Source organism: Acinetobacter sp. YH12023 (genome assembly GCF_013420135.1).
Taxonomy (GTDB): Bacteria; Pseudomonadota; Gammaproteobacteria; order Pseudomonadales; family Moraxellaceae; genus Acinetobacter; species Acinetobacter amyesii.
On sequence record NZ_VOYU01000022.1, the window covers coordinates 1 to 22,913 of the forward strand.

Sequence of the window (22,913 nt, forward strand, 5' to 3'; positions counted from 1 at the left end):
TTATAATCAGCGAAGAATTCAAAAAGGCTTGGATTTTAAGACACCAAATCAAATGGCAGAAGACTTTTATCGGTTAGCTGCCTAGAATCTCCCAAGTGAAAGTCTCCTGCTAATTCAGCACACATCACTGTTGATAAATTTTCTAAACAAAAAGGATCAAACTAATCTATAAGCTTTGTGGGTTAGAAAAAAAATAACTCACTTTGCATTGATCATATTTAAATTCTTGTTTTATCCATAGCACTAACCTATTAATTTTAAAAAATAATAGGTACTGGCTAAATAGCAAATCGATACATATCTTTTTCATAGAGGAAATATGATTTTAGTAAGTTCTTGTCTGGCTGGCTTAAAGGTACGTTATAACGGGACGCATAGCTTAAACGAAAAAATCGAAAAATTAGTCAAAGATGGAAAAGCTACTATGGTATGTCCAGAGATTCTTGGCGGTTTATCAACACCACGCGAACCTGCCGAGATTTCGGGAGGTAATGGCGATGATGTCTTAGATGGAAAAGCCTGTGTAATTGAAAAATCAGGAAAGGATGTGACTTCAATCTATATTGAAGGGGCATATAGAACTTTAAAAAAAGTTCAATTATTAAAAGCTACTCTGGTAGTGCTTAAAGAAAATAGCCCTTCATGTGGTAGTTCAATGATTTACGATGGTCAATTTAATGGGAATAAGATCTATGGCAATGGAGTTACCTCCGCTTTGCTTAAACGTCATAATATAAAAGTCATTTCAGAAGAAACTTTTTGGCAACTTTTACCCTAGTTCCTCCGCTTTTATTTAAAATCTTCATGCAACTCCAACCACGCCCCCCTTTGCAATATCAAGTCTCTTCGGTATTTAGAGATATAGTGAGGTAATAATCTAAGAAGCATATCCATTACTTCCACATCAGTTAAAAAGTAGTGGTTCAATTTTATGCTGTAATTCTTTAACAATTTTAGCAAGCTGATCATGTAAAACTAACCAACATTGCTCATGACCTTGCCCAATATATTCATCTATTATGAGTTGCAAAATGTCTTGATCTATCTGACTTAAGAATTCTAAAAACCATGTCGCAGCAACATCCTTGGCAACTATTGTTTTATGATCTAATGTATAAGCTATACGGCATAGCGCTAAAATTTGATTACATTCATCCTGATCGTCTTTCCAATGAGCAATAATTTGTGGATAAGTTTTTTGCATGGCAAATATTAATTGTTCATAGCTAATTGGATTTAACCAATCGCAAATATCAGGTCCAAAGATAGTAATGTTATGTAATTGGGCAGTTTTAAGTAAAATACTAATATCTGGATCAGATTGACTATAAAGTAATTCACCTTTGAGTAATTCTTCTCTCAACCACTCGCCATATTGTAGCTGATATGTATATGGATGATTTTTATTGGTAATACTCCCTTTTTCTAATATCGTAATTTCTAAGGCACGCGCTGTAGCATGACCAATCGGAACAGATATATTTAGAAAATTCTGCGCTAATTGTTTTCTTTCCTGATCGGTAATTTCACGTTCAATAATAACTAAAATATCAAGATCACTTTTATGTTTTAAACCACCATCAACATACGAACCATATAAATAAATAGCATAAAGCTTATCTTTAAAATTTTTTTGTAAAAGCTGTTTTACACTTTCAACTTGGCGACACTCTTCATCATTTAAGCTTTGCATATGATTTTTAATTTAAAAAAATAAGTAATGAATTCATAGAGCATTATACAGAATAAGTGTAAATAATTTAATCAATTAGTAAATAACATACTATTTTTACAATATATTTACTTTCAATATAGAGTTTAATACATAAAACTCTATCAATCAAAAAAAGCTTGAAACAACATCTGAATAGTAAGAGTCATTTCCTCCTCACTTAGAGATGGATCCGGAAATTTGAACAACTCCTATAAGTGATACTCTGCTCCTCAAATGATGTTATAAACATCAATATATGGAGTATTTTATGGCACGTAGACCAAGAAGAAATCATTCAAACGACTTTAAGGCTAAGGTAGCACTTGCTGCGATCAAAGCAGAAAAAACACTTGCTGAATTGAGTTCTGAGTTTGATGTTCATCAAAACCAAATTATTGACTGGAAAAATCAATTGATCTCAGCTTCCTCACAAGCTTTCGATCAATCAAAAGCTCCATCAGAACCTCCCATTGATCTTAAAAAGTTACATGCAAAAATCGGTGAGCAGGCATTAGAAATTGATTTTTTAGAAGGTGTGTTGAAGAAACTGGGCCGCTTCAACCACAAAAGTTAATCGATCACTCACTTCAGATTTCAGTATCTAAACAAGCTAAGTTACTGAAAGTCTCTCGTGGTTGTTATTATTATCGCCCAAAACCTGTTAGCTCATCAGATCTGAAGCTGATGCGATGTATTGATGAATTACATATGCAATATCCTTTTGCAGGCAGTCGTATGATGCGTGATTTGTTGAATCGTCAAGGGCATCATATAGGACGACGTCATACACGTACTTTAATGAAGAAAATGGGTATTCAGGCGTTATATTGCAAACCAAATTTAAGCCAGGCTAATCAAGCTCACCGTAAATATCCATATCTGCTCAAAGGATTGGCTATTCAGCGCAGTAATCAAGTGTGGTCTACGGATATAACGTATATCCCTATGGCAAAAGGCTTTGTTTATTTATGTGCTGTGATTGATTGGCATAGCCGCAAGGTACTTGCGCATAGGGTATCGATTAGTATGGAGGTGGATTTTTGTATTTCGGCTTTAAATGAAGCGATTGAAAAATATGGATCACCTGAAATATTGAATACAGACCAAGGCAGTCAGTTCACCAGTGATGCATTTATTGATGTATTGAAATCAAATGGCATTCAAATCAGTATGGATGGTAAAGGTCGATGGGTAGATAATGTGATGGTTGAACGATTATGGCGGAGCGTTAAATATGAAGAGGTGTATCTCAAAGCTTATAGCAGTGTCACAGATGCGAAAAAGCAATTGAGTGCATATTTTGAGTTTTATAATCTGAAACGACCTCATTCGAGTCTAGACAAAATGACACCAAATGAGTTTTACTATGATCAGCTACCCCAACAAAACAAGGTGGCTTAACTAGAGCGGAATATCACTTATAAATACGCTTTTAGTTGTTCAAACAAGTGGAACCACCTCTGTTTGTAATGATATTTTATAAAATTCAATATTAGATCTGCAGAGAAAAACTTATCAAACTAAGTATTGGCTAGTCTTTTTCTTCGAAAAACTTATCAAACGAAGTATTAAGTTAATCTTTTTCTTCAACTTCTTCCTTAAACTCAAACAAATCATTCATCGTACAGTTAAAGTACTTACACAACTTATCGGCGACTGGTAATTCAATACGTACAGCACGGTCATAATACATACTTGTGAGCGTGTTGCGATTGATACCTGTTGCATGCACCACTTCACTTAATTTTAAAATTTTTCTATCGCCCATGAGGCTAGATAACTTACAAGTAATCATATTTAAATTAATTTACAAAAAATAACTTGCTGTGGGTTATTTGAAGTTGTTGACTGAGTAATACTTTGCTAAAATTAACCTACAGCAGGTTATTACAACTTATAGAAAGTATATTTTATCCATTTCAACTAAATTATAACTTTTTAAATATAAGGATTGAACCTGCATTAGATTATTTTGTGGAGATGACCGCCGTGTTACCAAATGAGTTATTGATCAGCCAGCAAGCTCGTGACTTAGGAAATCAATTAATTAAAGAAATGAACATCAATAGAAGTTATGGAATGGCTAATTTTCTTGGAGTAAATACTTGCTATGATAATCATCAGGCTGTACTTATTTGGACATTTCAACTGCTTGAAAGGGAACCTGCCTTAAATGAATTAGCAGAAATTAAAAAATATTTTCTTTTAATCTTTCCAGATAGTGTTTATCAATTAGCCTAAGTTGTTTTTAAAATTAATTTATTAAATAAAAAGCACTAAATCAAAGAAAGCTTTATTTAAAAATACCTATTAATTCAAAAACATACCATTTACTGAATATATGAAGCATAGGTTCCTGCTCTATCACTCACTCGTACTAAAATTACATCGCTCTTTTTACTGATACTAAACAATTTATGTCCACGCCACGTTCTGCGGCTTCGAGGGCTAGTTTTTGTTGAACCACTGAGAACAAGGACAACAAACTGCCTACTATATTTTCCCGGAGAGTGGTGTAGGAACTTTTTCATTATTGCTAATCATATCAGCGACAACATCAGCAACGAGCTCCTCTATTCCTGAGAATGCTTTAGACTGATCCGCATCAAGCCAAGACAATGATGGAAACTCAGCACATCATTCGTTTAAGACCTATTTTAATGACGGCACTGGTCGCAAGTTTAGGTTTTATTCCAATGGCGTTAAACACTGGAATTGGTGCAGAAGTACAACGACCACTAGCAACAGTTGTTATCGGCGGTATTGTATCTTCTACAATTTTAACTTTGTTTGTATTGCCTATTTTATATCAATGGGCGCATGGCTCTGAGAGTAGCAAACAGCAATCCGACGAAATTTAAAATCAAAAAAAGCAGCTTAATTACTAGGTTATGCCTAATTAAGCTGCTTTTAATATTGTATGCCCAACATTTTATTGATAAAGCTTACTGCGCTTCATCCCGACAATTTTCATTTAAAAACTCAAACTCTATCGTTGTATGCGATAAATGATAGGAAGATAATTTAGCTGCAACTTCTTGTTTAAGCCTAATTAATTCTTTAACGTCAAAGTTGTCACTCAGCTCAAGGTGCGCTGTTAAAACGTGACTTTCACCATCTAGTGACCAAAAGTGCATGTGGTGGATACCATTAACTTCAGGAAATTCCATTAGTGATAGTTTAATACGCTTTTGAGTCTCTTTATCGGGTGCAGCTTGAAGAAATAAAACGAGTGTTGATTTCAGGTTTTTGAAAACATTAAACAAGATGAACAGCGTGAACCCTATTGATAAAAGGGGATCTAATATCGGCAGTTCAGCGAACAACAGTACGATAGAGACTATAAGAACGGCAACCCATCCAAGTACATCTTCAAGAAGGTGCCATGTCAGCACTTTCTCATTTAATGTTTCACCCGCTTTTAATTTTAATACAGCATATCCGTTAACGGCAACGCCGAGTATCGCTAGCCCTAACATCCCCTCGACTACAGGCATTTCAGGATTGGACAGCTTTGGAATTGCTTCAAATAAAATCCAAATTGAGCCAATGATTAAAACAATACTGTTTATCAATGCGCCAAAGAGAGTAAGTCTACGATAACCATAACTAAACTTATCTGATGCTTCTTTATCTGAAAAACGACTTAAAATCCACGCAAAACCTATTGAAAGACTATCACCAAGATCGTGAACTGCATCTGCCATTATCGCCGTACTGTTAGTGAGCCAACCACCTATAAATTCGATAATAGTGAATGTCACATTAAGGAAAAATGCCCAACCAATACGGTCATCTTTACCATGTTGATGACTATGATTATGGTTGTGCATTTTGTACCTCTAGTACTTTTCTATTTCTTAGTTTTGATACATTCATATTAATCAAGTGACGTATCAAGCGTTGATATATCCAGCGTTTGAACCCCGACAAGTTAGTCCCTTTTTCGAGATAGAACTCATCAGGGGAATCATAAAGCCCAAAGTCATCATGAATACCTTCTTTTTGAATATAGGTATTTTCTCCACGCCAATCTGTATCTGGTGATGAAAAGCACTTTGTTGCAACACCATAACCACAAAAATCATCTTTTACAAACTGATAAGCGGCACCAATTTTGTTGAAGTTATCCAAGTTTTTCCACCTACGTTGATCGATCAAGGATTGGATATCTTTGTGTTCAAAATTAACGATATTCGTATTGTTTAAATATTTCTCAGTCATTTTTTATATATCCTTTTCGTTGCATACTTATACTATAGACTCTATAGTAACTATAGAGTCAAATGTCTGGGGGAAATTGATGAAAATAGGCGAATTGTCAAAAAAATCGGGCTGTTCAATACAAACGATTAGATATTATGAAAGAGAAGGATTACTGTTAAATCCAAATCGTTCAGAAGGTAATTTCAGGCTGTATGATAGCAAAGCACTTAAACAATTGGAATTCGTAAAGCATTGTCGCAGCCTAGATATATCACTCAATGATATTAAACGTCTTATCGAATTAAAAAATAAGCCAGAAGAAAGCTGCTCTAGCGTTAATGCATTAATTGATCAGCAACTTGCACTAGTGAATAAACGCATGAAAGAATTAAGGGCGCTTAAAGCTGAATTACAACAAATGGCTAGTGCTTGTGGTTCGAACAACCCAACATACTCATTATATTCTGCTGACCATGTAACACGGCAAGTATATTGTTTACTATCCATTTGAAACCCCATAATGTTTTAAGTCTATGTATAAAAGTACGATTTTCACTTAGCAGTACTTAAATAATCACCCCACCACTGCATCATTTCAGTCCGCTGGGCTAAATAGTCAGCGTGATTATAGCTGGCACGGGTACGGTTCTTATCAATATGTGAAAGTTGTGCCTCAATCCAGTTATCCTGGAACAAACCTGAGTCATTCAAAATGGTACTAAAAGTGGAACGTAGTCCATGAGAGGATAATTGATGTTTTCCATAGCCCATCTTACGTATAGCCATATTTAATGTATTAAAATGAATCGGTTGATTATGTTTCCGTGGGCTAGCAAAAATGTACTTTTCACCGTATGACCATTGCATGACGTCTTTTAAAATATCTAAAGCCTGATCTGAAAGTGGAACTAAGAAGTCGGGAATCTCATGGCCTAATATGACTTTTCGTCGAAACTGTTTAATATGCAAGGCAGGTATTTTCCAGACTTTTTCATTTAAATCAAAATGATGAGGCTCAGCCAATAACAATTCAGCCCCTCGCACGCCAGTATGTAATTTGAACAGCAGTGCTTTTTTAATAATCGGATGGGCATCCAATTTTTGTAATTTATACTTAAAATCAGATATATCCTCCGCTTTCAAATACGGATAATTTTTCTTGATTTTACTGTTAATGGCGATTTTATTTAAACCATGCGCGATGTTGAATTCACAATAACCCATCGCTACAGCGTAGTCATAAATTTGGTTCAAATAACTACAAGCTTTCTTGACAGGTTCTTTTACTTGGCGTCCCTCTATTTTTTTGATTACTGAAACCAGGTCATAACGCTTGATGTTTTGAAAAGGTAGATCCTGAAGGTCTGGATAAATATCTTGCTGTAAGCATCTTTCTGCTAACTGTAGTACACCACAGCGGGGTAGATCGTTGAAGGCATTTTTCAGTTTGAACTGTAACCACTCCTCCCCGACCTTACCAAAGGTGATGACATTAGAGGCAGTATCTTGTTCAAAACAGAAATCATTGTCTTTAAAGTCATCTCTGACTTGTCGTGCCTTTTTCAGCGATAAATCAGGATAACGACCTAACTGAATGCGTCGACGTTTTTTAGTTTGTGGATCTGTATAGCGATAGCACCAAGATTTTCTTCCACTCGGCTCAATCTTCAGGCTAAGCCCATCTTCATCGGATAAAAAACTGGTTTTTTCCTTACAATGAGCTTGGCGAACTTTAATTTCAGTAAGACTCATGGAATTTAAATGAAACCTAACAATGGGTTGATTGGATCAATTATATCAAAATAGAACGCTTTATGTATGATGCGTACACTACGCATCATATATATTTGTAATATATTGTTTTATATATTTAATATTTTAAGTATTTGTATTTTAGTAACCATTATAAGTACCACCTCTTCTTTAAGTTCCCAACAACTCACTTTTTCTGTCATCAATGTTAAATAAGTCTTGTGCTTTAAATTCTTAGATGACCTCCTCTACCCTTTATTATCATTTTTATAAAAGTAACTATATGTACTCATTAAAATTTGTAGAGCTCAAAAACAAAAAAGACCGCTATATAGCAGTCTTTTAACTTAATTAAATAATAATTAATTCATTTTCATCATAAGTGCATAAGCATCACGTTTGTTTTGACGCAATGATTCTATCTCGGACTTCGTCAGCTGTTTTACGAGAGTAATTAACTATAACTAAAAATATAGACAAATATTTGCATAAGTTCTCATTTTGTCTATGTCGATTCAGTAGTGGCAAGGTGGGTATTTATTAGAGATTTAAATGATTATCTTTTGTATTTTAGGTGAGTGTCTTGGTATATTAGCATCCATATCTATTGATTATCCAATCCCTTAACCTAGGCATGACTTTGTGAAATTAACACGCATCCACCATTGTAAAAACTTGAATGTGCAAAAGTACAAACAGCTTGAGAAACAAGCTGTTTTACTTGGTCGTATTCGTAGCGAGGTGTGGGCTAAATATGGTGCTATTTCAGGTTTGAATATCAGTGACAGAGCTATTCGTGATGCGTGGATGAAAGAAAGTCGTGACTTTGGTGTTTCTGCAAATGCGTGGAAAGAAACGCTACGTGATTGCATAGGTGATATTAAAGCCTATCGAGAAGCATCAAAAGACAAAGTAAAGCAGGCGATCCGAAAACGCACCTCCTGTAATAATGAACAAAAAAGACTATACACCTTGCTTAAAAAAGATGAATGGATGACTGATAATTTCCTCCATCGTCAAATGCGTAATCACTTTAAGCATGGTGTTAATCACACACATAATCAAATTATTGTTCGTGCGGATATGTGTAAAACCTTTGAGTTAAATGGTCAATGTTGGCTTAAAGTACCAAGCCTAATCCCTCGACAAACCATTAAAATCCCATTAAATACGACTGTTGATTTTGCGCCACAAGGCACACTTAGAATCATTCTAAAAAACGGTAATGTTGAAGTTCACTCAACTTATGATGCAGTTGAAACACAGGATTGTGGTCAGGAAACCGTAGGTGTTGATAAAGGGTACTCAGAAGCTTTTGTGGACTCTGATGGCGATGTATATGGGAGTGGTCTAGGCAAGCTGATCTCAAGTGAATCAGATTATTTAAATCAAAAGTACAAGCACAGAAACAAGCTCAGAGCGATTGCTAAAGCTAAACCACACAAGAAACAGAAAATTGAGTTAAATAATCTAGGTCGAAAAAAACTAGATAAGCGACAAGATACTCAAAAAGCAAAGCTCAAAACATTAATATTTACAGCAACTCACAAGTTGGTTGATAAAGCCAAAGTGATTGTTGCGGAAGATTTAACATCCCCAATTCAAAGTAAACGCAACTATGGCAAAAACACCAATAGACGCTTAAATACATGGGCTAAAGGTTTGTTAGCTAATGCCCTAACTTCTATATCTCACCGTAGAGGTTCTACGGTGCATCTAGTCAATTCTGCATATACTTCGCAAAGTGATTCTTTCTTGCATGGCCTTTTAATAGGTACACGTAAGGGAGATCGTTTTCACCGTTTCAATGGGGAAGTTGTGCAAGCTGATTGGAATGCTGCGAGAAACGTGCTTGCAAGATTAAACGACAATGAGATAAGTCGTTATACGCCTTACAAAACTGTAAAGCGTATATTTCAAGAACGGACTGACCGCTACAAGTCGGAACTGACCGACTCAGGCTCTAGTTACACGCTTGGCAACAAGACATTAACAGAGTGCGAATTAGTCCTTGAGTATGTTTGAATACATTTTAAGGAACAGTAGGATAAAAACATGCACTTATTTAAATTAACTGACGAACAACTCGCACAAATTCTTATCCCGAAACGATTTGTACCACCTACTCCACCTGAACATGAAGGCAAGAATATGGTCTATGTATTTGATAGTGAGGATAAGTTTGAACTGACTTATGATGAGCTGGTGGAAATCATTAGCAAAGCTAGAATGGCTGGTCCGAAGTTGATACCTGTCTTAGGCACCGTGAATTAAATTGTGCAGTGTTCGCACGCCACTTGAAACATAACTTGATTGGAAATGAATTTGGGCTGAGAAAAATTCAGTTCAAATTTAACCTGACGGGCACACTAAAAAATGGGTAATTGTCAGATCGAGTTTGGACTACAACACTTTAGCTCATCGATTTACCATACCGCTAATCTTCACACCATTTTCGTAAATCCAGCGATCAAACTGTGATACTACATTCCGCTTATTAATCCAAGTCAGCATGGTGCTTTTCATAAAGGCAGTTTACTTATAAACAGGGAAATTTCTAAACAATTCCCCTTTAACATGCTTAGGCTATTTGATCCAGAGTTCATCTTTTTGCATCATTTTTAACATTAAATTAAATATAACCAGCGGAGTAACATTTTTTTTGTTAGAGCCGACAACTCTTTGAAAACTAAATTTAACGGTTCGCTCAGGAGCATCCAAATTAACTGGGTAGTTTTGTTTTTCTAAATACAGATGATCTCCTAACATTGGCTCTATACCAGTAATAAAATTAACAATTTGTTGCTCATCACCTTTCATTCGGCATTGAAAATGTAGAAAATTCTTACGCAGTTTTCCAAATAATAATAATATTTTAAGCGCCTTAACCATGTTCTTTTCTTTCAGTGCATCTTGCTGCCTATCATCTTTATAATGAAAATCAAGGAGAGGAATTATTTCATCTGGACGAGTCAGTTTTTTAGCCTTTTCGTAAAGTTCATCAAACCAACTCTCTTCTAAATTCTTACTATAAACATAATTCGTTTTTAAATTAAATTTTTGGCGATCCATCCATTTAGTGCTCATCCATTGACATCGTTGCATCCATTCTTGAGCTTGGGTATCTTCGCTTAATCGACCTTCTCTAAAACTTATCAAACGTTGAAAAGGTGTCAGAGTACTCTTCTCTATACTAAACTTCTTTTCTTGTCGGCCAGCCATCGTAACTGGCTGTGTTTGCTGATAAGAATTAAACCATTTCTGCTGCTGAGTATAACGATTTAGGTTTATGTAGTCTGTACTTGACTTCACTGGACTAAAACACTGTTCTAATACTTTTTTTGAAATGATACACGGCGAATTATAAATTCGATCGACTGCTAATAAATCCAAAACATGAAGGTAATTTGAAGCCGTTTGCTCAATACTGCTATGCCCCATCCAAGAGGCGAGCACCTGCCATTTATGTTGAATAATCTCTTCTTGAGCACGTGCTTTCATACCAAACAATAAATCCCTCATCTTTTTTGCTTTTACCCAAGGACAATCTGTGTAGGTCTTGATCATTTCTTTTGAACCGAGCAAAGTTATTGCTAGATAGTTAGCAGCACTGTGGCGTAATGTATGAAAACTAAAGCCATGATGCATACCTAATATTTGACTAAACAAATCTACTGTAATTTTGCTGATACATTGATCAGTTAATACACGATGATTCACACTAAAAAGTAGATCATCCTGCTGATTAACCAAATATTGCTCATAACGATGTTGTATGTAACGTTGTACTACTAAAAACTCATGTTCTGACAATGCAATTTTCAATGGTATTTGACGATTCGCACTTCGCGTTTTCAGACGGCGATATGAATTGTCTTGGATATGAAGCGTGATATTATTAAAAACTGTATTTTCTTTTTCTTTATAAAGTAGCTCTGGGCAAATAATATCTTGTATTTTAAGACAACGAACTTCATTTAATCGAAGTCCAGTTCTATAACTTAGTAAATACATCAGCTTTAAACAACTCAGATGATCGACCCACTCTGATGCCGTTGGCTCTTGACTTAAATTTTCTAGTTTTTCCAATAATTTGCCAAATAGCAAAGGACTCACTAGCCGTGCATTGCAAATTTGTAAATGCTTAAAACTTGAATTCTGTAACACCAATACCCCTGGAGCATCATAATTCTCTATACAGAATTGATGAAAATCTTTTAGGCGACCAAAACGGTATTCTGCGCTTTGGTGCATCTTACGAGAGGTTTTTCCTTTCACCGAATCTCGTTGAACTGCTTTTTCATCACGTTCACTGCTGTATTTCAATAGCTGCCGATATAAATCCTCATAGTCATCTATGGATTGTTGCTTTAAATCTAATTTATTGAGCCAAATCTCAAATATAAATTCTTTGCCAAACGATCCTAAGTAGCTTTCAATAGTTGATAATTGAAGCCCTCGTTTTTTTAAATGCATTAACCAGTGAATTAAGCGTAGTTGAGCATCAATTAAAGACTTTTCCTCCGTATTAGCATCAACTATCTTCTCCTCTAACACCCTTCTAGTTTCTTGCCAAAAACGTAGCGTGCGTTCTTCTTTATTCCTCTTTTTATCTAAACGCTCAACTTTTTGACCTTTACGTTTCTTTTGACCAAACAACATCAACTCATACGGAATCGTTTGTAATTTGCTTTGAACAGTCGGAACTTCAGGAAGTAACTGCTCTTGTTCAAAATGAATAGGGCGATTATCTGGTTCTGTGACTTGATTGTAATCATTATTCCACAGCAATCTAAATTCGGATGGCCTTAAAGCAACAGTATTAATCTCTTGCTGAAGCACATTACTCAAAAATATATCTATGCTGAGGTTTGGATTAAATTCGAGTACCATTTGCACATCATTAAATGCACGAAATCCACGGCGTTTAATTTGATATTGCAGATCCCCAAGACTTTTTTTCCTGCCTATCTTACTCAAGCTTTCTAAAATACAATCTTCAACTGAATGTTGCAGACAAAATTCTTTCTGAGCAGCTTTCAACTTTTTTAAATATTGCAAAATGAACTGCGCATATGGGTTAAAAAAAACATGTTTCCATTGGTACAACTTTCCCTGTTCTACATCGTTGCCATATTGAGAGTTTTCAACACGATAATGTAGTAACAATGGATTAGTGATTTTTTTGTAGTCCGAATGGTATAACCGAAAACAATTCAGATCTGTACCAAGCTCAATGGCCTCCTGCAATTGCTTCTGAATAGCAATCAAATGCTGTTCATCTGCACAGCCTGAAATATATATAAAACTTAAGCATAAATTTCCCCATAAGTACTTTGGTTCATTCCAATATTCAAATGAATCTTGCCAATACTGCCTTAATTCCTTAAGTACATGGATATGTAGATGCCCCTGTTCTAACCGTGACTCTGTACTCTCAATTTTTCTAGGCAGTACGATCCGTTTAGTATGTGGATTTAGCTTAATTCTGTATGATTTTTTATCTACATTCTGGTTGAATTGCTTCCTTCTTTTATTAAATTCATCTTCAGTAAATTGCATCAGTTTTGATTGTTCGTCTCGGCTCAACTTTTGACTCAAACAATCAACACTATCTTTAATGTCATGCCATTTTTCAGCGATCTGCTGATCAAGTTTTTGCTGCATTTCTTTCGTCAATACTTCAGGTGGAGAAGGCTGTCTATCTAGCGACTTTTTCACCATTTTATGAATATCAACAAATAGATCATCTAGTTGTGGTTTTATTAGTTCTTTGATTTTTTGCATACAACTATTTTCGCTCTAAGTGTTTAATCGATAAAGATTTGACATTATCTTGCAATTGCTGGCGGGCTTGCTGTACATAGACATTCGGGATAAGTGAAGAATGCGGATGAAAAGCCTCTCGGTCACGTTGGTCATGACCATACAGGGCCTGAATTAAGTGAAAAGCTAATGCTGGTTTACCCTCTTGCTGCTCATGCATCAAAAAGTTCATGTCAAAATGACGTAACCAATTCGAATACATATTCTTTGGAAAGACTCCTTGCATATATGAATTCACCCATTTTCTCGATAAAGGGATTAACTTAATTTTCCTGCTCTGCCATTCTTTGACAGTTATCGGCAAGATATCTTTACTAAAAATGACCTTACCAAAAAGATCATTTACAGTTATCTTCTTCTTTGCAAAGACTTGTCTAAAAAATGAACCGTACGCTTCAATAATTTGTTCTAAAAAGGCAGTGTAATTTTGCAGTGTTTTTATGAAAAAATCAGATAAAGGGATAAAACGACCATCTTTTCTTGCTTTACTATTTTTTTTATCATTCACATATAAAAGCTTGAGCTCAACACAATAATCATCCAAATTCCCCAACAGGTTTTTTTTAGGCCGACTTGCCAAACTCAACAAACTGATATGCCACATCCAACACGCATATGCATTAAGTTGATTAATAATGTGCTTATCTTCTTGGATGTTTTCGTGACAATGTCTATGTAAAATATGGAATTGCTCTTTCACAAAATTGGGTTCAAGTGCCAGTTGGCTCCCTATCCTTCCTATAGATAATGCAGATTGCACTTTGAATTGTTGTTGCAATATTTTTAGTTCAGCCGTGTCTTCAGTAAAATGTGTGGAATGTGGTGTAAGTGCTTTTTCTAAAAAGGCTAGATATGTGCTACTGAGTTGAGTTTTCGGTAGCCCGCCATAATAGATACCAGGCATGTGATGCTGACTATCCCGCCCAGCAATTACATGAGCAAGATATTCATTATATGTTTCATAATATATATGAAAATATAATTGAGCCTGCAGTTTTTCTACAGTGATCGAACCTACAAACCGATTATCAAGCCAATTCTTAAGTTTCGTATTAATGTGTGTTGATGAAATTAGTGGATTCGATGCTTGTTCTATATAGTCAAACCAAGCAGAAGGTAAATGTAGTTGATGTGTCATCACTTCATTCCACCGCACATGATTTAAGCTCTTAATCTTCTGCTCTGTAATTTTAAGATTTAATTTGAGTAAATATTCGCGACGTCTACTTGAACCATTCTGGATCAAAATTCCATCTTGAATAAGCTCGTTAAAATCCATCAGTGCGACGGGTGATAATCCCGTCAAAAGTGACAATAAACATGCTGCAGCGATTGCAGCATCCCTCCAGTGCCCGGATAACTCGGTTCTCAACACATAAACAATTTGCTTCAGTATATCTGGCGCCAAATAATGTGGATTTGTAACAAAAGGAGCATGACGGCGCTGGCGATGCCGCATTAGATGCGTCGCATTATCGCTGAGTATATAATTTAAATTTTTAGACTTTTCATCTTCTGAATAAAACTCCATTTCAGGATCTAATAGATCAACTTCACCCTCTTCATCTTTGTGAAGAGCGGCATCATAAATACTAATCTTTGCGTTATGTCCAATATCTACTTGCTTACCCGTTTTAATTTCACGAAATTTTTTGAGTTCATTTTTCGTCGGCCATTGCAAAACTTTGCTTTTTTTTGACTTACGCTGACGATGAACTACACGACGATCATCTAGTCTTTTAAAAATTATTAATAGAGCCGATAAATACTCTATGACTTGTACTTGTTCGAAATCTTTAATATTAAAAAGTTGATTACGATCCTCTTTTTTCAAATTACGTTCGTACGTGACATAACAATTTAGCAGCTTACTACATTCATGAAATAATTCAGCATGATTAGAATCCAGCACATATCGTGAGACATAGCGTAATAGGTCACAAACATGTTTTTGCTTATTCTCAGCTTTATCAATTTTTGCAAATTCTTGATACTGCCGATATGTTAAAAAACTCGCTTGTAGAATCAAATAACGTTGCGATGACAGCTCTTGTGTATTACTAGAATCTGGACATGCAAAAAAACTCACAGCAGCTAAAAAAGAATACTTACCGATCTGTCTGGAGCCTGATATATAGCTATAAATTTGTTGTGCTAATTTGTATAGAGCGTAGACATCTTTATACAAATCATCTGATAGATCGACAAATTGTGTATTTACAATATCATCACGTAATAGACAATAATCTTGTTGATATTTTTCTGCTAAATCTAAGAATTGCTCTTGTGTTTCAATGTTTGGCATATTCATTTTCGCTTAATATTTTTATCACGTTGCATTGTTTAAATTCATTGTGATCAGAACGATTTGGTAAAAGTTGATCCTTTATTGAATTCTTTGTTAGCTTAAAAAATCTTGCAAAAAATTTAGCATCCAGTTCTTTCTGAGCTTTTCTTTCAAAGCACAAGTGTTGTTGTGATTTTTCGATAAAATCATCAAGATTATGTATCAACTGTAAGATTGCAACATAATTAGAATGCACACGTAAGCCTGGCTCCGTTTGCATCAATAGCAAGATTTTTTGCCAAATTTTCACATAGATTATTTTGAACTTTGCTTGTACTACTACTTTCTGACTCTGTTTAATCTTTTTGATTTTCAGTAGTTCTGAGTTAATTTTTACTATCTCAAGTTGAACATTTTTTCGGTCAAAGCAAAAGGGCATGATAAATTGCCCCATAAAAATTTCTATATTTTTTACCAAATAGTCAAATCTTAACATTTTTATCGATTTAAAAAATGAGCATATCTTTGTATATGAAACTTCATTTAATTTATCAACTAAATTTTCTCAAAATTACAATTCTCAACAAATACATACGGTTTGCTTATCTATGACGGTCTAAATTTTAAGAATTCTTCCACTTTTTTTTAGTTTTCTGTTATTACATGAAACAATACCGTTGTATTACATTTTAGAAATGCTGTGTATGCAGCATTGATCAAAAAGATTCTCTGCTATACTTACTTCACGTGTAGCATCAATGGAGTTTCGAAATGCTCAGAACCACTGAACAGAAAAGAAAATATATTCAAGCGACACGTTCGCAAAACTATCAAGCCAGCCTAAAGCTTGAAGGCATTACAACGACAGCTCAAACAACTCAACAAAGTAAAGCTGAAATCTTGCAAAAATATAAGAAGTATTCGCAACCCGAATCTTAGTCAGGTGCATGTATGGATAAATATGGGGAAATGGGTGACAGCCTGTATTGTTACCCTGGCACAAATATCCTAAAGAACAAACTCAATATTCGTGATGAACAAATTTTAGAACAAGCTGAACTAGAACTGTCTGGATTGGCAAGTAACTTAATTGAATATGCTGAACCACCTTACGACTTACAATACTTAAAATCAATTCATGCGCAGCTCTTTGGCGACTTATACGACTGGGCAGGAAAGTTAAGACAAATCGATATTTCCAAAGGTGACACCCGTTTTTGTAATTTTTCCCGTATTGAAATTGAAACCAATAAACTACTCAAACCGCTTCAAGAAAAAAAATACTTTCAAGGCTTAGCACCACAACAACTGATTCCTCAACTTGCCGACTTGTATTGTGAGCTTAATGTCATACACCCATTCCGTGAAGGTAATGGACGTACACAACGGATTTTCTTTGAGCATCTGATTGCTCATTGTGGTTATGGTATTGATTGGTCTCGCATTGACTCTCAACAACAATGGATTCAAGCCAATATTGAAGGTTTTTATGGTAATTTAAATCCATTAATTAAGATTTTTGAAATATGCTTTATTCAAAATACCTAAAATTTAAGTAGTCGAAGCCCACAATCCTTAATGAGCCATCATCTTTGCTTCAATCCACTGATTAATTTCCCAAATAAACCAACAATCACGATTCTTAGAAATCTTAATACTCTTCGGGTAATTTAGGATCGTAATATTCAGATTACTTATCCAGAATTGAATAGATCGTTAACTTAGATAGACTTTTAAGCAATGTAACTTGCCGCATGTTTATCAACATATGTCTCAAAAAAGTCTGCCCATACATAGATTTATGGTGTTTAGTGCTTAAATTTCAGATTAATCTTCGTCTGATGACCTGAATGGATGTTACAGATTACATGCAGGTGAATTACTCTGTGGCTGTATCATGGCTTTTGTGCAATCCAATCCATTTGATCCGAATGTTCTCTTTTGCAATAAAGCAGCCTCTTCTGCTTTTCCTGAACCAACGAACTATGTCATTGATTTGATTCAACCGACAACAGTGATGCTGAATCAAATCTCCAAAGAAGGGATTAAATGCAAGAAATGTGGTAAGAAAAAGATAGGGGATGGAAGTTATTATCCGTCTAATTGGAACCAGCCCATGAGTCGAGATCAGTTGAGTAAGAATCATTTTAAATGAATAAGAGAAGGATGGCTTACCTCACTTCTCCGAATAACAATGCTATGCTTTTCAACCAAGGTTATAAATTGGCAACTACATTTCATTCTTCTTCATGCTGGTCCTATAGCCTGTAGACAATTACTACATCATTTGCATTCAATGCTCAATACAGCCTGTCAGCAGAACCGCAGCGATACTTTTTTTCGTGCATACATGTAGTGTTTAAATCCATTCATTTTTCAATGATCCTCTGCCGTTTATCACATTTATGGTCGATCTTTAACCTTGTGAAAAATGCACATACCGATCCCTTCAAACTGTCAAATTTATGTATGCATGACATTTAAAGAAAATTATCTGATCAATTTTTTTAGGTAAAATTCATCAAGAAAAAAGTTATTATTATTCATAACATCACCAATAACCACATAAAAACAATAATTTAATAAATTATTCTTCCAATTTTTTTATATTTAGTGTTATTACCTCTAAATCCATGTTTACCACCTTCTATTACATAAGTAATTTAGAAGTATCCACGATATAAATTGCTTGCCCTCACACCTCTCCCCTCTCACGCCCAAAAAATTTATACTGAAAGGCAGATTAAGCCCGTTCGAGTTACATATAGCCGCATGCTATATTGAAAGCATTAAGAAAATATCCTCAATATTTATAGGATTTTTAAAGTATGAACTAATTTTCGAAGAACCCTTTCTAAGTAATGTGACCTATTAGGAAAAATGAAAATACTGAAATCTCCGTATCAACAATCAGTCAAAGTACATCCTGATGATTTTCTGTAACCGATACCCAAGGACTATACCTACCCTTCTGATGTGCTGTGCAACAAAGCCCTCCTTAGCCACACTATAGCTATAGATTAATTCCATTATTTTGTGATTTAATTAAATTATTCATTCTTAAGACCCAATTTAATGGATTTATATTTCACTAAACCAGAAGAAGTTGTGACTCTTTTAGGTGAGCGTTTACGTAAGCAACGACTCTTTCTGGAGATGTCTCAAGCTGAGGTAGCAGCACGCGCTGGTGTCGGCGTGAATACAGTTTCGAATCTTGAAGCGGGACGAAATGTATCTGTTGAAAATTTAGTCCGTATTGCAATGGTCTTGGGTCGATTAAACGAACTTCAGGAACTATTTAAACCTCAGCTTAACAGTGTGAATGACATTCTTCGCTATGAGAGTCAAAGTAAGCGCCACCGTATTAAGAGGAAGGGATAATGCTCAATAGACTTAATGTTTATTACAACGGTTGGGGCGAATCATGGTTATGGGGAACGCTGATTAGTTCAACAGCCACGACAGGTAGACCCACCATTGCTTTTGAATATAGTCCAGAAGCAATACAGCAAGGTGTTGAGCTCTCTTCTTACTTGCTGCCTTTAAAAGGTCTACCATTCAGACAAGGTTTTCCTACTCATCAAATGGGACTCCCAGGTCCAGTCTATGACGCTTTACCAGATGGTTGGGGCATGATGTTGATGGATCGATATTTCAAAAAAATTGGCTTAAATTCAGCACGAATTGGACCTTTGGAGCGTCTGACCTATATTAGTAGTCACGCAATGGGTGCCCTCTCCTTTGAACCTTGTGTTGCTGACATGCAAACCTCAGAAAATATCCCTTTACAACAACTGGCCCAGGAAGTTCAAGAAGTACTCAAAGGTGAAGGTGGTGAATTTCTACAGCATTTATTGGTCATGGGTGGCTCCCCTCAAGGTGCCAGACCAAAAGCGTTGGTTTACCGAGATCCTGTCAATTTAGAGTTTTCGACTCAAGATTCTGATCAACATGAAGCCTGGCTGATTAAGTTTCCTGCTCAGCAAGAGCATCCTGAAGTCTGCGCCATTGAAGCCGTCTATGCAGAATGTTTGCGACTTTGTGCAATTGAGACTCCAGATACCCATTTCTTTAATTTGCCCAATGGTTTAACGGCTTTTGCTTCTAAACGATTCGATCGTCAAAATGGTATGCGGATTCCAATGCAGAGTTTGGCTGCATATACAGGAGCAGACTATAAAGTTCCAGGTAGCCTAGACTATCGCAATTTTCTCCGGGCAACCTTGATGTGTACGCAAGATGTACGAGAAAGATTGCATGCTTTTAAACGTGCTGTGTTTAATGTGCTTTTCAATAATCGGGATGACCATACTAAGAACTTTTCATTTCTCATGGAGAAAAATGGTCAATGGAAATTGGCTCCAGCCTATGATGTGACCTTCTGCGAGGGTCCAGGTGGTTATCATCAAATGGACATTATGGGAGAAGCGCTCAATATTTCCCGAAATGACATACATAAACTCGGTACTTCAGAAGCTAATCTGACTACTCTAGAAGTCGATGAGATCATCTTGACCATGCGTGAAATTGCACTTCAATTTAGTCAAATTGCGCAGCGCCTGTATCCCCATCAAATTCGAGAATCTACCCTACAGATGATTCAATCACGGATTCAACAGAATATTGATTTTTTAACTGAAACCTAAGCGTAAATATAAACTAAGCGCCAACCATCAACTGCAAATAGACTTTGATATAGTTAGTCGCTACATAATCTGTAGAACCTGTGAATTAGCTCTCTTTATAATCACGAATATTAGATGGATCACCGCCAAGATATATTCTGCAAACGTGAAATCACTACATCCAGATCGAAAATCACTAAGAAAAAACTGTCACCAAAAAAAGGTCTGCACTATGGATAGATGCAGACCAAACTCTGGATAACTACCAGCACGAGAAATATGTCGCAATTTTGCATAGACATGAATTTGATAAAATCAGCCCAGAAAGCCAGAAATTCATAAAAACTATTTCATCAATCCCCTATAACTTAATCACGTTCATGGTCGATCTTAAATCTTGTGAAAAGTACTCATGCTGACCTAGCCAAACTGTAAAACTCATGTATTCATAGCCTTTAAATGAATCTTTCAATCGGTATATTTAAGGTAAAAACTAGTAATCAGAAGTTATTATCACCCCCATATAAAACAAGGATCAACTTAAAAACAATAACTTAGTAAATTATTCTTCCATTTTTTTTATATTTAGTGTTATTTACTGTAGTCATTAGAACACTCTTCTTTGGAATACTCTGAAGAAAACTGTAAGGTTGTAAACAGACCAAGTTACAGCGAGTAACTGATTCAGAAAAAGGCTGGTTGTATGGTGAAAGTTTAGAGTTACTGTTCTAATGTTTTAAACAAATGTTTTGTTAAAAAGGAGCAACATATGAAATTTCACATCGCTAATATGACTTGTGGTGGTTGTGCACGCGGCATTACTACCGCAATTAAAGAGCTCGACTCGAATGCCTCACTCGATATTGATTTACAAAACCGTATTATTGAAATCAACACAACGGTGAGTCAGGATCAAGTCATTGCCACTCTCAGTGAGCGTGGATTTACAGCTGATCCTGCTTAATCTCTGTTAGAGTAACAGTGGGAATTCCTTACCACTTTTACTCTCTTATTTTCCTCATCGTACAGATAAAACCTGTACTTGCTTGAAATAAAAGTAATCCCTGAATTCCACCTAATCTTGGTTCGAGCTGATCTTCGCATATAGAACTCAGCATATCTAAATGATAGAGATCGTATATGAGTACCGAAATGACTGATACGCCACACTACAGTGAAACATTAGAGATTGAGGGGATGACATGTGCTTCTTGTGTAGGCCGTGTGGAAAAAGCTTTAAAATCTGTTGAGGGTGTTGAATCGGCTCATGTAAATCTGGCTACCGAAAAAGCAGTCATTTATGCGCATCAACCACTTGATCGCGCTACTTTAATTAAAGCCGTAGAAAAAGCAGGCTACGAAGGGCTTTGTTGCATAAATATGTAAGCATCTGATTTAAATAAATTTAATTTTGGATCAAAAAACAATCAAAACTTTTAAAATCATATAGTTATGAAATCTTTGTGCAACAAAGCCCTGAATCCATAAGAGTTCCGATCAGCAGTGGTCTCCGCGATGGGTTCCAAAGCCAGCAGATGGAGCGCCTGCATGGCCCGGCATTTCATCGTGGGTATCCCGAGAGGTCTCATCTTGCCATTTTTCTTCGGAATAAGGACTCTCCGAAGCGGAAGGGGCGTGTAACCTCGCCTCTTCAACGACATCATCGCACCGGTCTTGGCCTTGGGTGTATTCCAAGTCACCTTGTCGACCCCAGCCGTGTTTTTGCCTTTGTTTTCAGACACTCGTTTGACGGCCAATGCTTTGCCACTAAACGAGTGAGTCAGCAGCCATTGCAAAGCTTTCGCCTTGTTATGCCTGCCGTCTTGTACCGCCTTCACAATACGCGCTTGCAGCCCTCTGACATGACGCTGTACAGCAATCCAATCGATGCTGTCCCACGATGTGCTGGAAGGTGCACACGCTGATACTGCTGCATTCATTTGCTCTCCCTCCATTAAAAGGGTTCTACACACTCTCTTGTGATGAGAGACCATAAGGACGTCAGCCCGCTTTCGCGTGGGGTAATGTTTCAACCTCTATCCAACCCATTACAGACTGGCATTCGCTTTTTCCTCGTTCCTTCGCCCGCATCACCATGGGCAGTTTTTGCAAACTGCTTTCCCAATGGGAGTAATACGGGATTTCCACGTTCCGCTTACTGAAGTACATCGGCTTAGGTGCCTGCTATCGACCGGGAGGCGTATGGGTCACGAATGCGTAGTCGAAAGACGCAATTCCCACCTCCATTACCGTTTTGGTTCGAGCGTATCAGCCATTTCCGCTCGTTCAACTTGACGATCGTTACGCAGATTCACATGTGTTCACCATACCGATTATCTAGCCCTTGTCCGGCTATGGCTGCCAGAAGGGTACGCCTCTCACGATTGATACCCCGCACCTTGCGGTGCCTCGTTACATTGTCGAAGGCGCTCTTTATTCAGCCTTCTAGATTCACCCGGTGACACGGGTGGTTCCCGCAGGGGGAACAACTTCATTAAGCGAC

Annotated in this window: 21 protein-coding genes and 4 pseudogenes; 14 read left to right on the forward strand and 11 right to left on the reverse strand. The window is 36.3% G+C overall.

The window, feature by feature from the left end:
• Positions 1-319: 319 nt before the first annotated feature.
• Positions 320-778, forward strand: coding sequence for a DUF523 domain-containing protein (locus FTT92_RS16050; protein WP_077170035.1), 459 nt, complete (start codon positions 320-322; stop codon positions 776-778).
• A gap of 126 nt (positions 779-904) precedes the next feature.
• Here FTT92_RS16050 and FTT92_RS16055 read toward each other — a convergent pair whose 3' ends face one another.
• Positions 905-1,693 (reverse strand): aminoglycoside adenylyltransferase domain-containing protein, encoded by a 789-nt coding sequence (locus FTT92_RS16055; protein WP_038350081.1) that lies wholly within the window; start codon positions 1,691-1,693, stop codon positions 905-907.
• A 277-nt stretch (positions 1,694-1,970) separates the two neighbouring features.
• On the opposite strand from FTT92_RS16055, the gene FTT92_RS16060 reads away from it, so the two are divergent.
• Positions 1,971-3,115, forward strand: a protein-coding gene (locus tag FTT92_RS16060; RefSeq protein ID WP_099046175.1) for an IS3-like element ISAba14 family transposase whose coding sequence is annotated in 2 segments (ribosomal slippage) — positions 1,971-2,235 and positions 2,235-3,115 — 1,146 coding nt in all. Because the reading frame shifts where the segments join, the coding sequence is not laid out codon by codon here.
• 172 nt (positions 3,116-3,287) lie between these two features.
• Here FTT92_RS16060 and FTT92_RS16065 read toward each other — a convergent pair.
• Positions 3,288-3,509, reverse strand: a complete 222-nt coding sequence (locus FTT92_RS16065) for a helix-turn-helix transcriptional regulator (RefSeq protein WP_004658364.1) — start codon at positions 3,507-3,509, stop codon at positions 3,288-3,290.
• Positions 3,510-3,703: 194 nt separating this feature from the next.
• Here FTT92_RS16065 and FTT92_RS16070 point away from each other — a divergent pair, with 194 nt between their 5' ends.
• Positions 3,704-3,955 carry a hypothetical protein gene (locus FTT92_RS16070; protein WP_004658363.1) on the forward strand — a complete coding sequence of 84 codons (252 nt, stop codon included), beginning with the start codon at positions 3,704-3,706 and terminating at the stop codon, positions 3,953-3,955.
• Positions 3,956-4,207: 252 nt separating this feature from the next.
• Here FTT92_RS16070 and FTT92_RS16075 read toward each other — a convergent pair.
• Positions 4,208-4,351: pseudogene (locus FTT92_RS16075) on the reverse strand (antitoxin HicB); the annotation flags it as partial.
• Between FTT92_RS16075 and FTT92_RS16080 the strand changes: the two are divergent.
• Positions 4,351-4,575 (forward strand): annotated as a pseudogene (locus FTT92_RS16080) (efflux RND transporter permease subunit); the annotation flags it as partial. The pseudogenes FTT92_RS16075 and FTT92_RS16080 overlap by 1 nt on opposite strands.
• An 84-nt stretch (positions 4,576-4,659) precedes the next feature.
• On the opposite strand, the gene FTT92_RS16085 reads toward FTT92_RS16080, so the two are convergent.
• Both FTT92_RS16085 and FTT92_RS16090 read right to left on the reverse strand, forming a co-directional pair.
• Entirely contained in the window at positions 4,660-5,547 is an 888-nt protein-coding gene (locus FTT92_RS16085; protein WP_127800877.1) for a cation diffusion facilitator family transporter, read from the reverse strand.
• Positions 5,534-5,938: a hypothetical protein gene (locus tag FTT92_RS16090; protein ID WP_163146585.1), complete on the reverse strand. Its 405-nt coding sequence runs from the start codon at positions 5,936-5,938 to the stop codon at positions 5,534-5,536. The genes FTT92_RS16085 and FTT92_RS16090 overlap by 14 nt, the downstream gene beginning before the upstream one ends.
• Positions 5,939-6,017: 79 nt before the next feature.
• Here FTT92_RS16090 and FTT92_RS16095 point away from each other — a divergent pair, with 79 nt between their 5' ends.
• The gene (locus tag FTT92_RS16095; protein WP_005245163.1) at positions 6,018-6,431 is read left to right on the forward strand and encodes a Cd(II)/Pb(II)-responsive transcriptional regulator; all 414 of its coding nucleotides are present in this window, start codon (positions 6,018-6,020) and stop codon (positions 6,429-6,431) included.
• Between the two features lie 41 nt (positions 6,432-6,472).
• On the opposite strand, the gene FTT92_RS16100 is transcribed toward FTT92_RS16095, so the two are convergent.
• Positions 6,473-7,672, reverse strand: a complete 1,200-nt coding sequence (locus FTT92_RS16100; protein WP_005245164.1) for an integrase arm-type DNA-binding domain-containing protein — start codon at positions 7,670-7,672, stop codon at positions 6,473-6,475.
• Between the two features lie 642 nt (positions 7,673-8,314).
• On the opposite strand from FTT92_RS16100, the gene FTT92_RS16105 reads away from it, so the two are divergent.
• Positions 8,315-9,697 (forward strand): IS200/IS605 family accessory protein TnpB-related protein, encoded by a 1,383-nt coding sequence (locus tag FTT92_RS16105; protein WP_180027309.1) that lies wholly within the window; start codon positions 8,315-8,317, stop codon positions 9,695-9,697.
• A gap of 30 nt (positions 9,698-9,727) precedes the next feature.
• Positions 9,728-9,946, forward strand: coding sequence for a hypothetical protein (locus FTT92_RS16110; protein ID WP_000550047.1), 219 nt, complete (start codon positions 9,728-9,730; stop codon positions 9,944-9,946).
• Positions 9,947-10,090: 144 nt separating this feature from the next.
• Here FTT92_RS16110 and FTT92_RS16880 read toward each other — a convergent pair whose 3' ends face one another.
• Genes FTT92_RS16880 through FTT92_RS16125 form a run of 4 tightly spaced genes read right to left on the reverse strand, consistent with a single transcriptional unit; the run spans position 10,091 to position 16,239 of the window.
• Positions 10,091-10,198 (reverse strand): hypothetical protein, encoded by a 108-nt coding sequence (locus FTT92_RS16880; RefSeq protein WP_372551473.1) that lies wholly within the window; start codon positions 10,196-10,198, stop codon positions 10,091-10,093.
• A gap of 60 nt (positions 10,199-10,258) precedes the next feature.
• Positions 10,259-13,459 carry a site-specific integrase gene (locus tag FTT92_RS16115; RefSeq protein WP_127800785.1) on the reverse strand — a complete coding sequence of 1,067 codons (3,201 nt, stop codon included), beginning with the start codon at positions 13,457-13,459 and terminating at the stop codon, positions 10,259-10,261.
• Between the two features lie 4 nt (positions 13,460-13,463).
• Positions 13,464-15,803: a hypothetical protein gene (locus FTT92_RS16120; RefSeq protein WP_127800787.1), complete on the reverse strand. Its 2,340-nt coding sequence runs from the start codon at positions 15,801-15,803 to the stop codon at positions 13,464-13,466.
• Entirely contained in the window at positions 15,790-16,239 is a 450-nt protein-coding gene (locus FTT92_RS16125) for a hypothetical protein (protein WP_002046161.1), read from the reverse strand. Before FTT92_RS16125 ends, FTT92_RS16120 begins: the two co-directional genes overlap by 14 nt.
• Before the next feature lie 317 nt (positions 16,240-16,556).
• Here FTT92_RS16125 and FTT92_RS16130 point away from each other — a divergent pair, with 317 nt between their 5' ends.
• From FTT92_RS16130 to FTT92_RS16160, 7 genes and pseudogenes are all read left to right on the forward strand, one after another.
• Positions 16,557-16,724 (forward strand): YhfG family protein, encoded by a 168-nt coding sequence (locus tag FTT92_RS16130; protein WP_000946583.1) that lies wholly within the window; start codon positions 16,557-16,559, stop codon positions 16,722-16,724.
• 12 nt (positions 16,725-16,736) lie between these two features.
• Complete coding sequence (locus FTT92_RS16135; protein WP_179990952.1) at positions 16,737-17,333, forward strand: putative adenosine monophosphate-protein transferase Fic; 597 nt, start codon at positions 16,737-16,739, stop codon at positions 17,331-17,333.
• Between the two features lie 349 nt (positions 17,334-17,682).
• Positions 17,683-17,940, forward strand: a complete 258-nt coding sequence (locus tag FTT92_RS16140) for a hypothetical protein (RefSeq protein ID WP_004726728.1) — start codon at positions 17,683-17,685, stop codon at positions 17,938-17,940.
• A gap of 920 nt (positions 17,941-18,860) precedes the next feature.
• Positions 18,861-19,166 (forward strand): helix-turn-helix domain-containing protein, encoded by a 306-nt coding sequence (locus tag FTT92_RS16145; protein ID WP_000366814.1) that lies wholly within the window; start codon positions 18,861-18,863, stop codon positions 19,164-19,166.
• Complete coding sequence (locus FTT92_RS16150; protein ID WP_000934717.1) at positions 19,166-20,431, forward strand: type II toxin-antitoxin system HipA family toxin; 1,266 nt, start codon at positions 19,166-19,168, stop codon at positions 20,429-20,431. Before FTT92_RS16145 ends, FTT92_RS16150 begins: the two co-directional genes overlap by 1 nt.
• A gap of 748 nt (positions 20,432-21,179) precedes the next feature.
• Complete coding sequence (locus FTT92_RS16155; RefSeq protein ID WP_179990953.1) at positions 21,180-21,374, forward strand: heavy-metal-associated domain-containing protein; 195 nt, start codon at positions 21,180-21,182, stop codon at positions 21,372-21,374.
• A 176-nt stretch (positions 21,375-21,550) separates the two neighbouring features.
• A pseudogene (locus tag FTT92_RS16160) lies at positions 21,551-21,772 on the forward strand (cation transporter); the annotation flags it as partial.
• Between the two features lie 113 nt (positions 21,773-21,885).
• Here the strand turns inward: FTT92_RS16160 and FTT92_RS16165 are convergent.
• Positions 21,886-22,350: pseudogene (locus FTT92_RS16165) on the reverse strand (reverse transcriptase N-terminal domain-containing protein); the annotation flags it as partial.
• Positions 22,351-22,913: the final 563 nt, after the last annotated feature.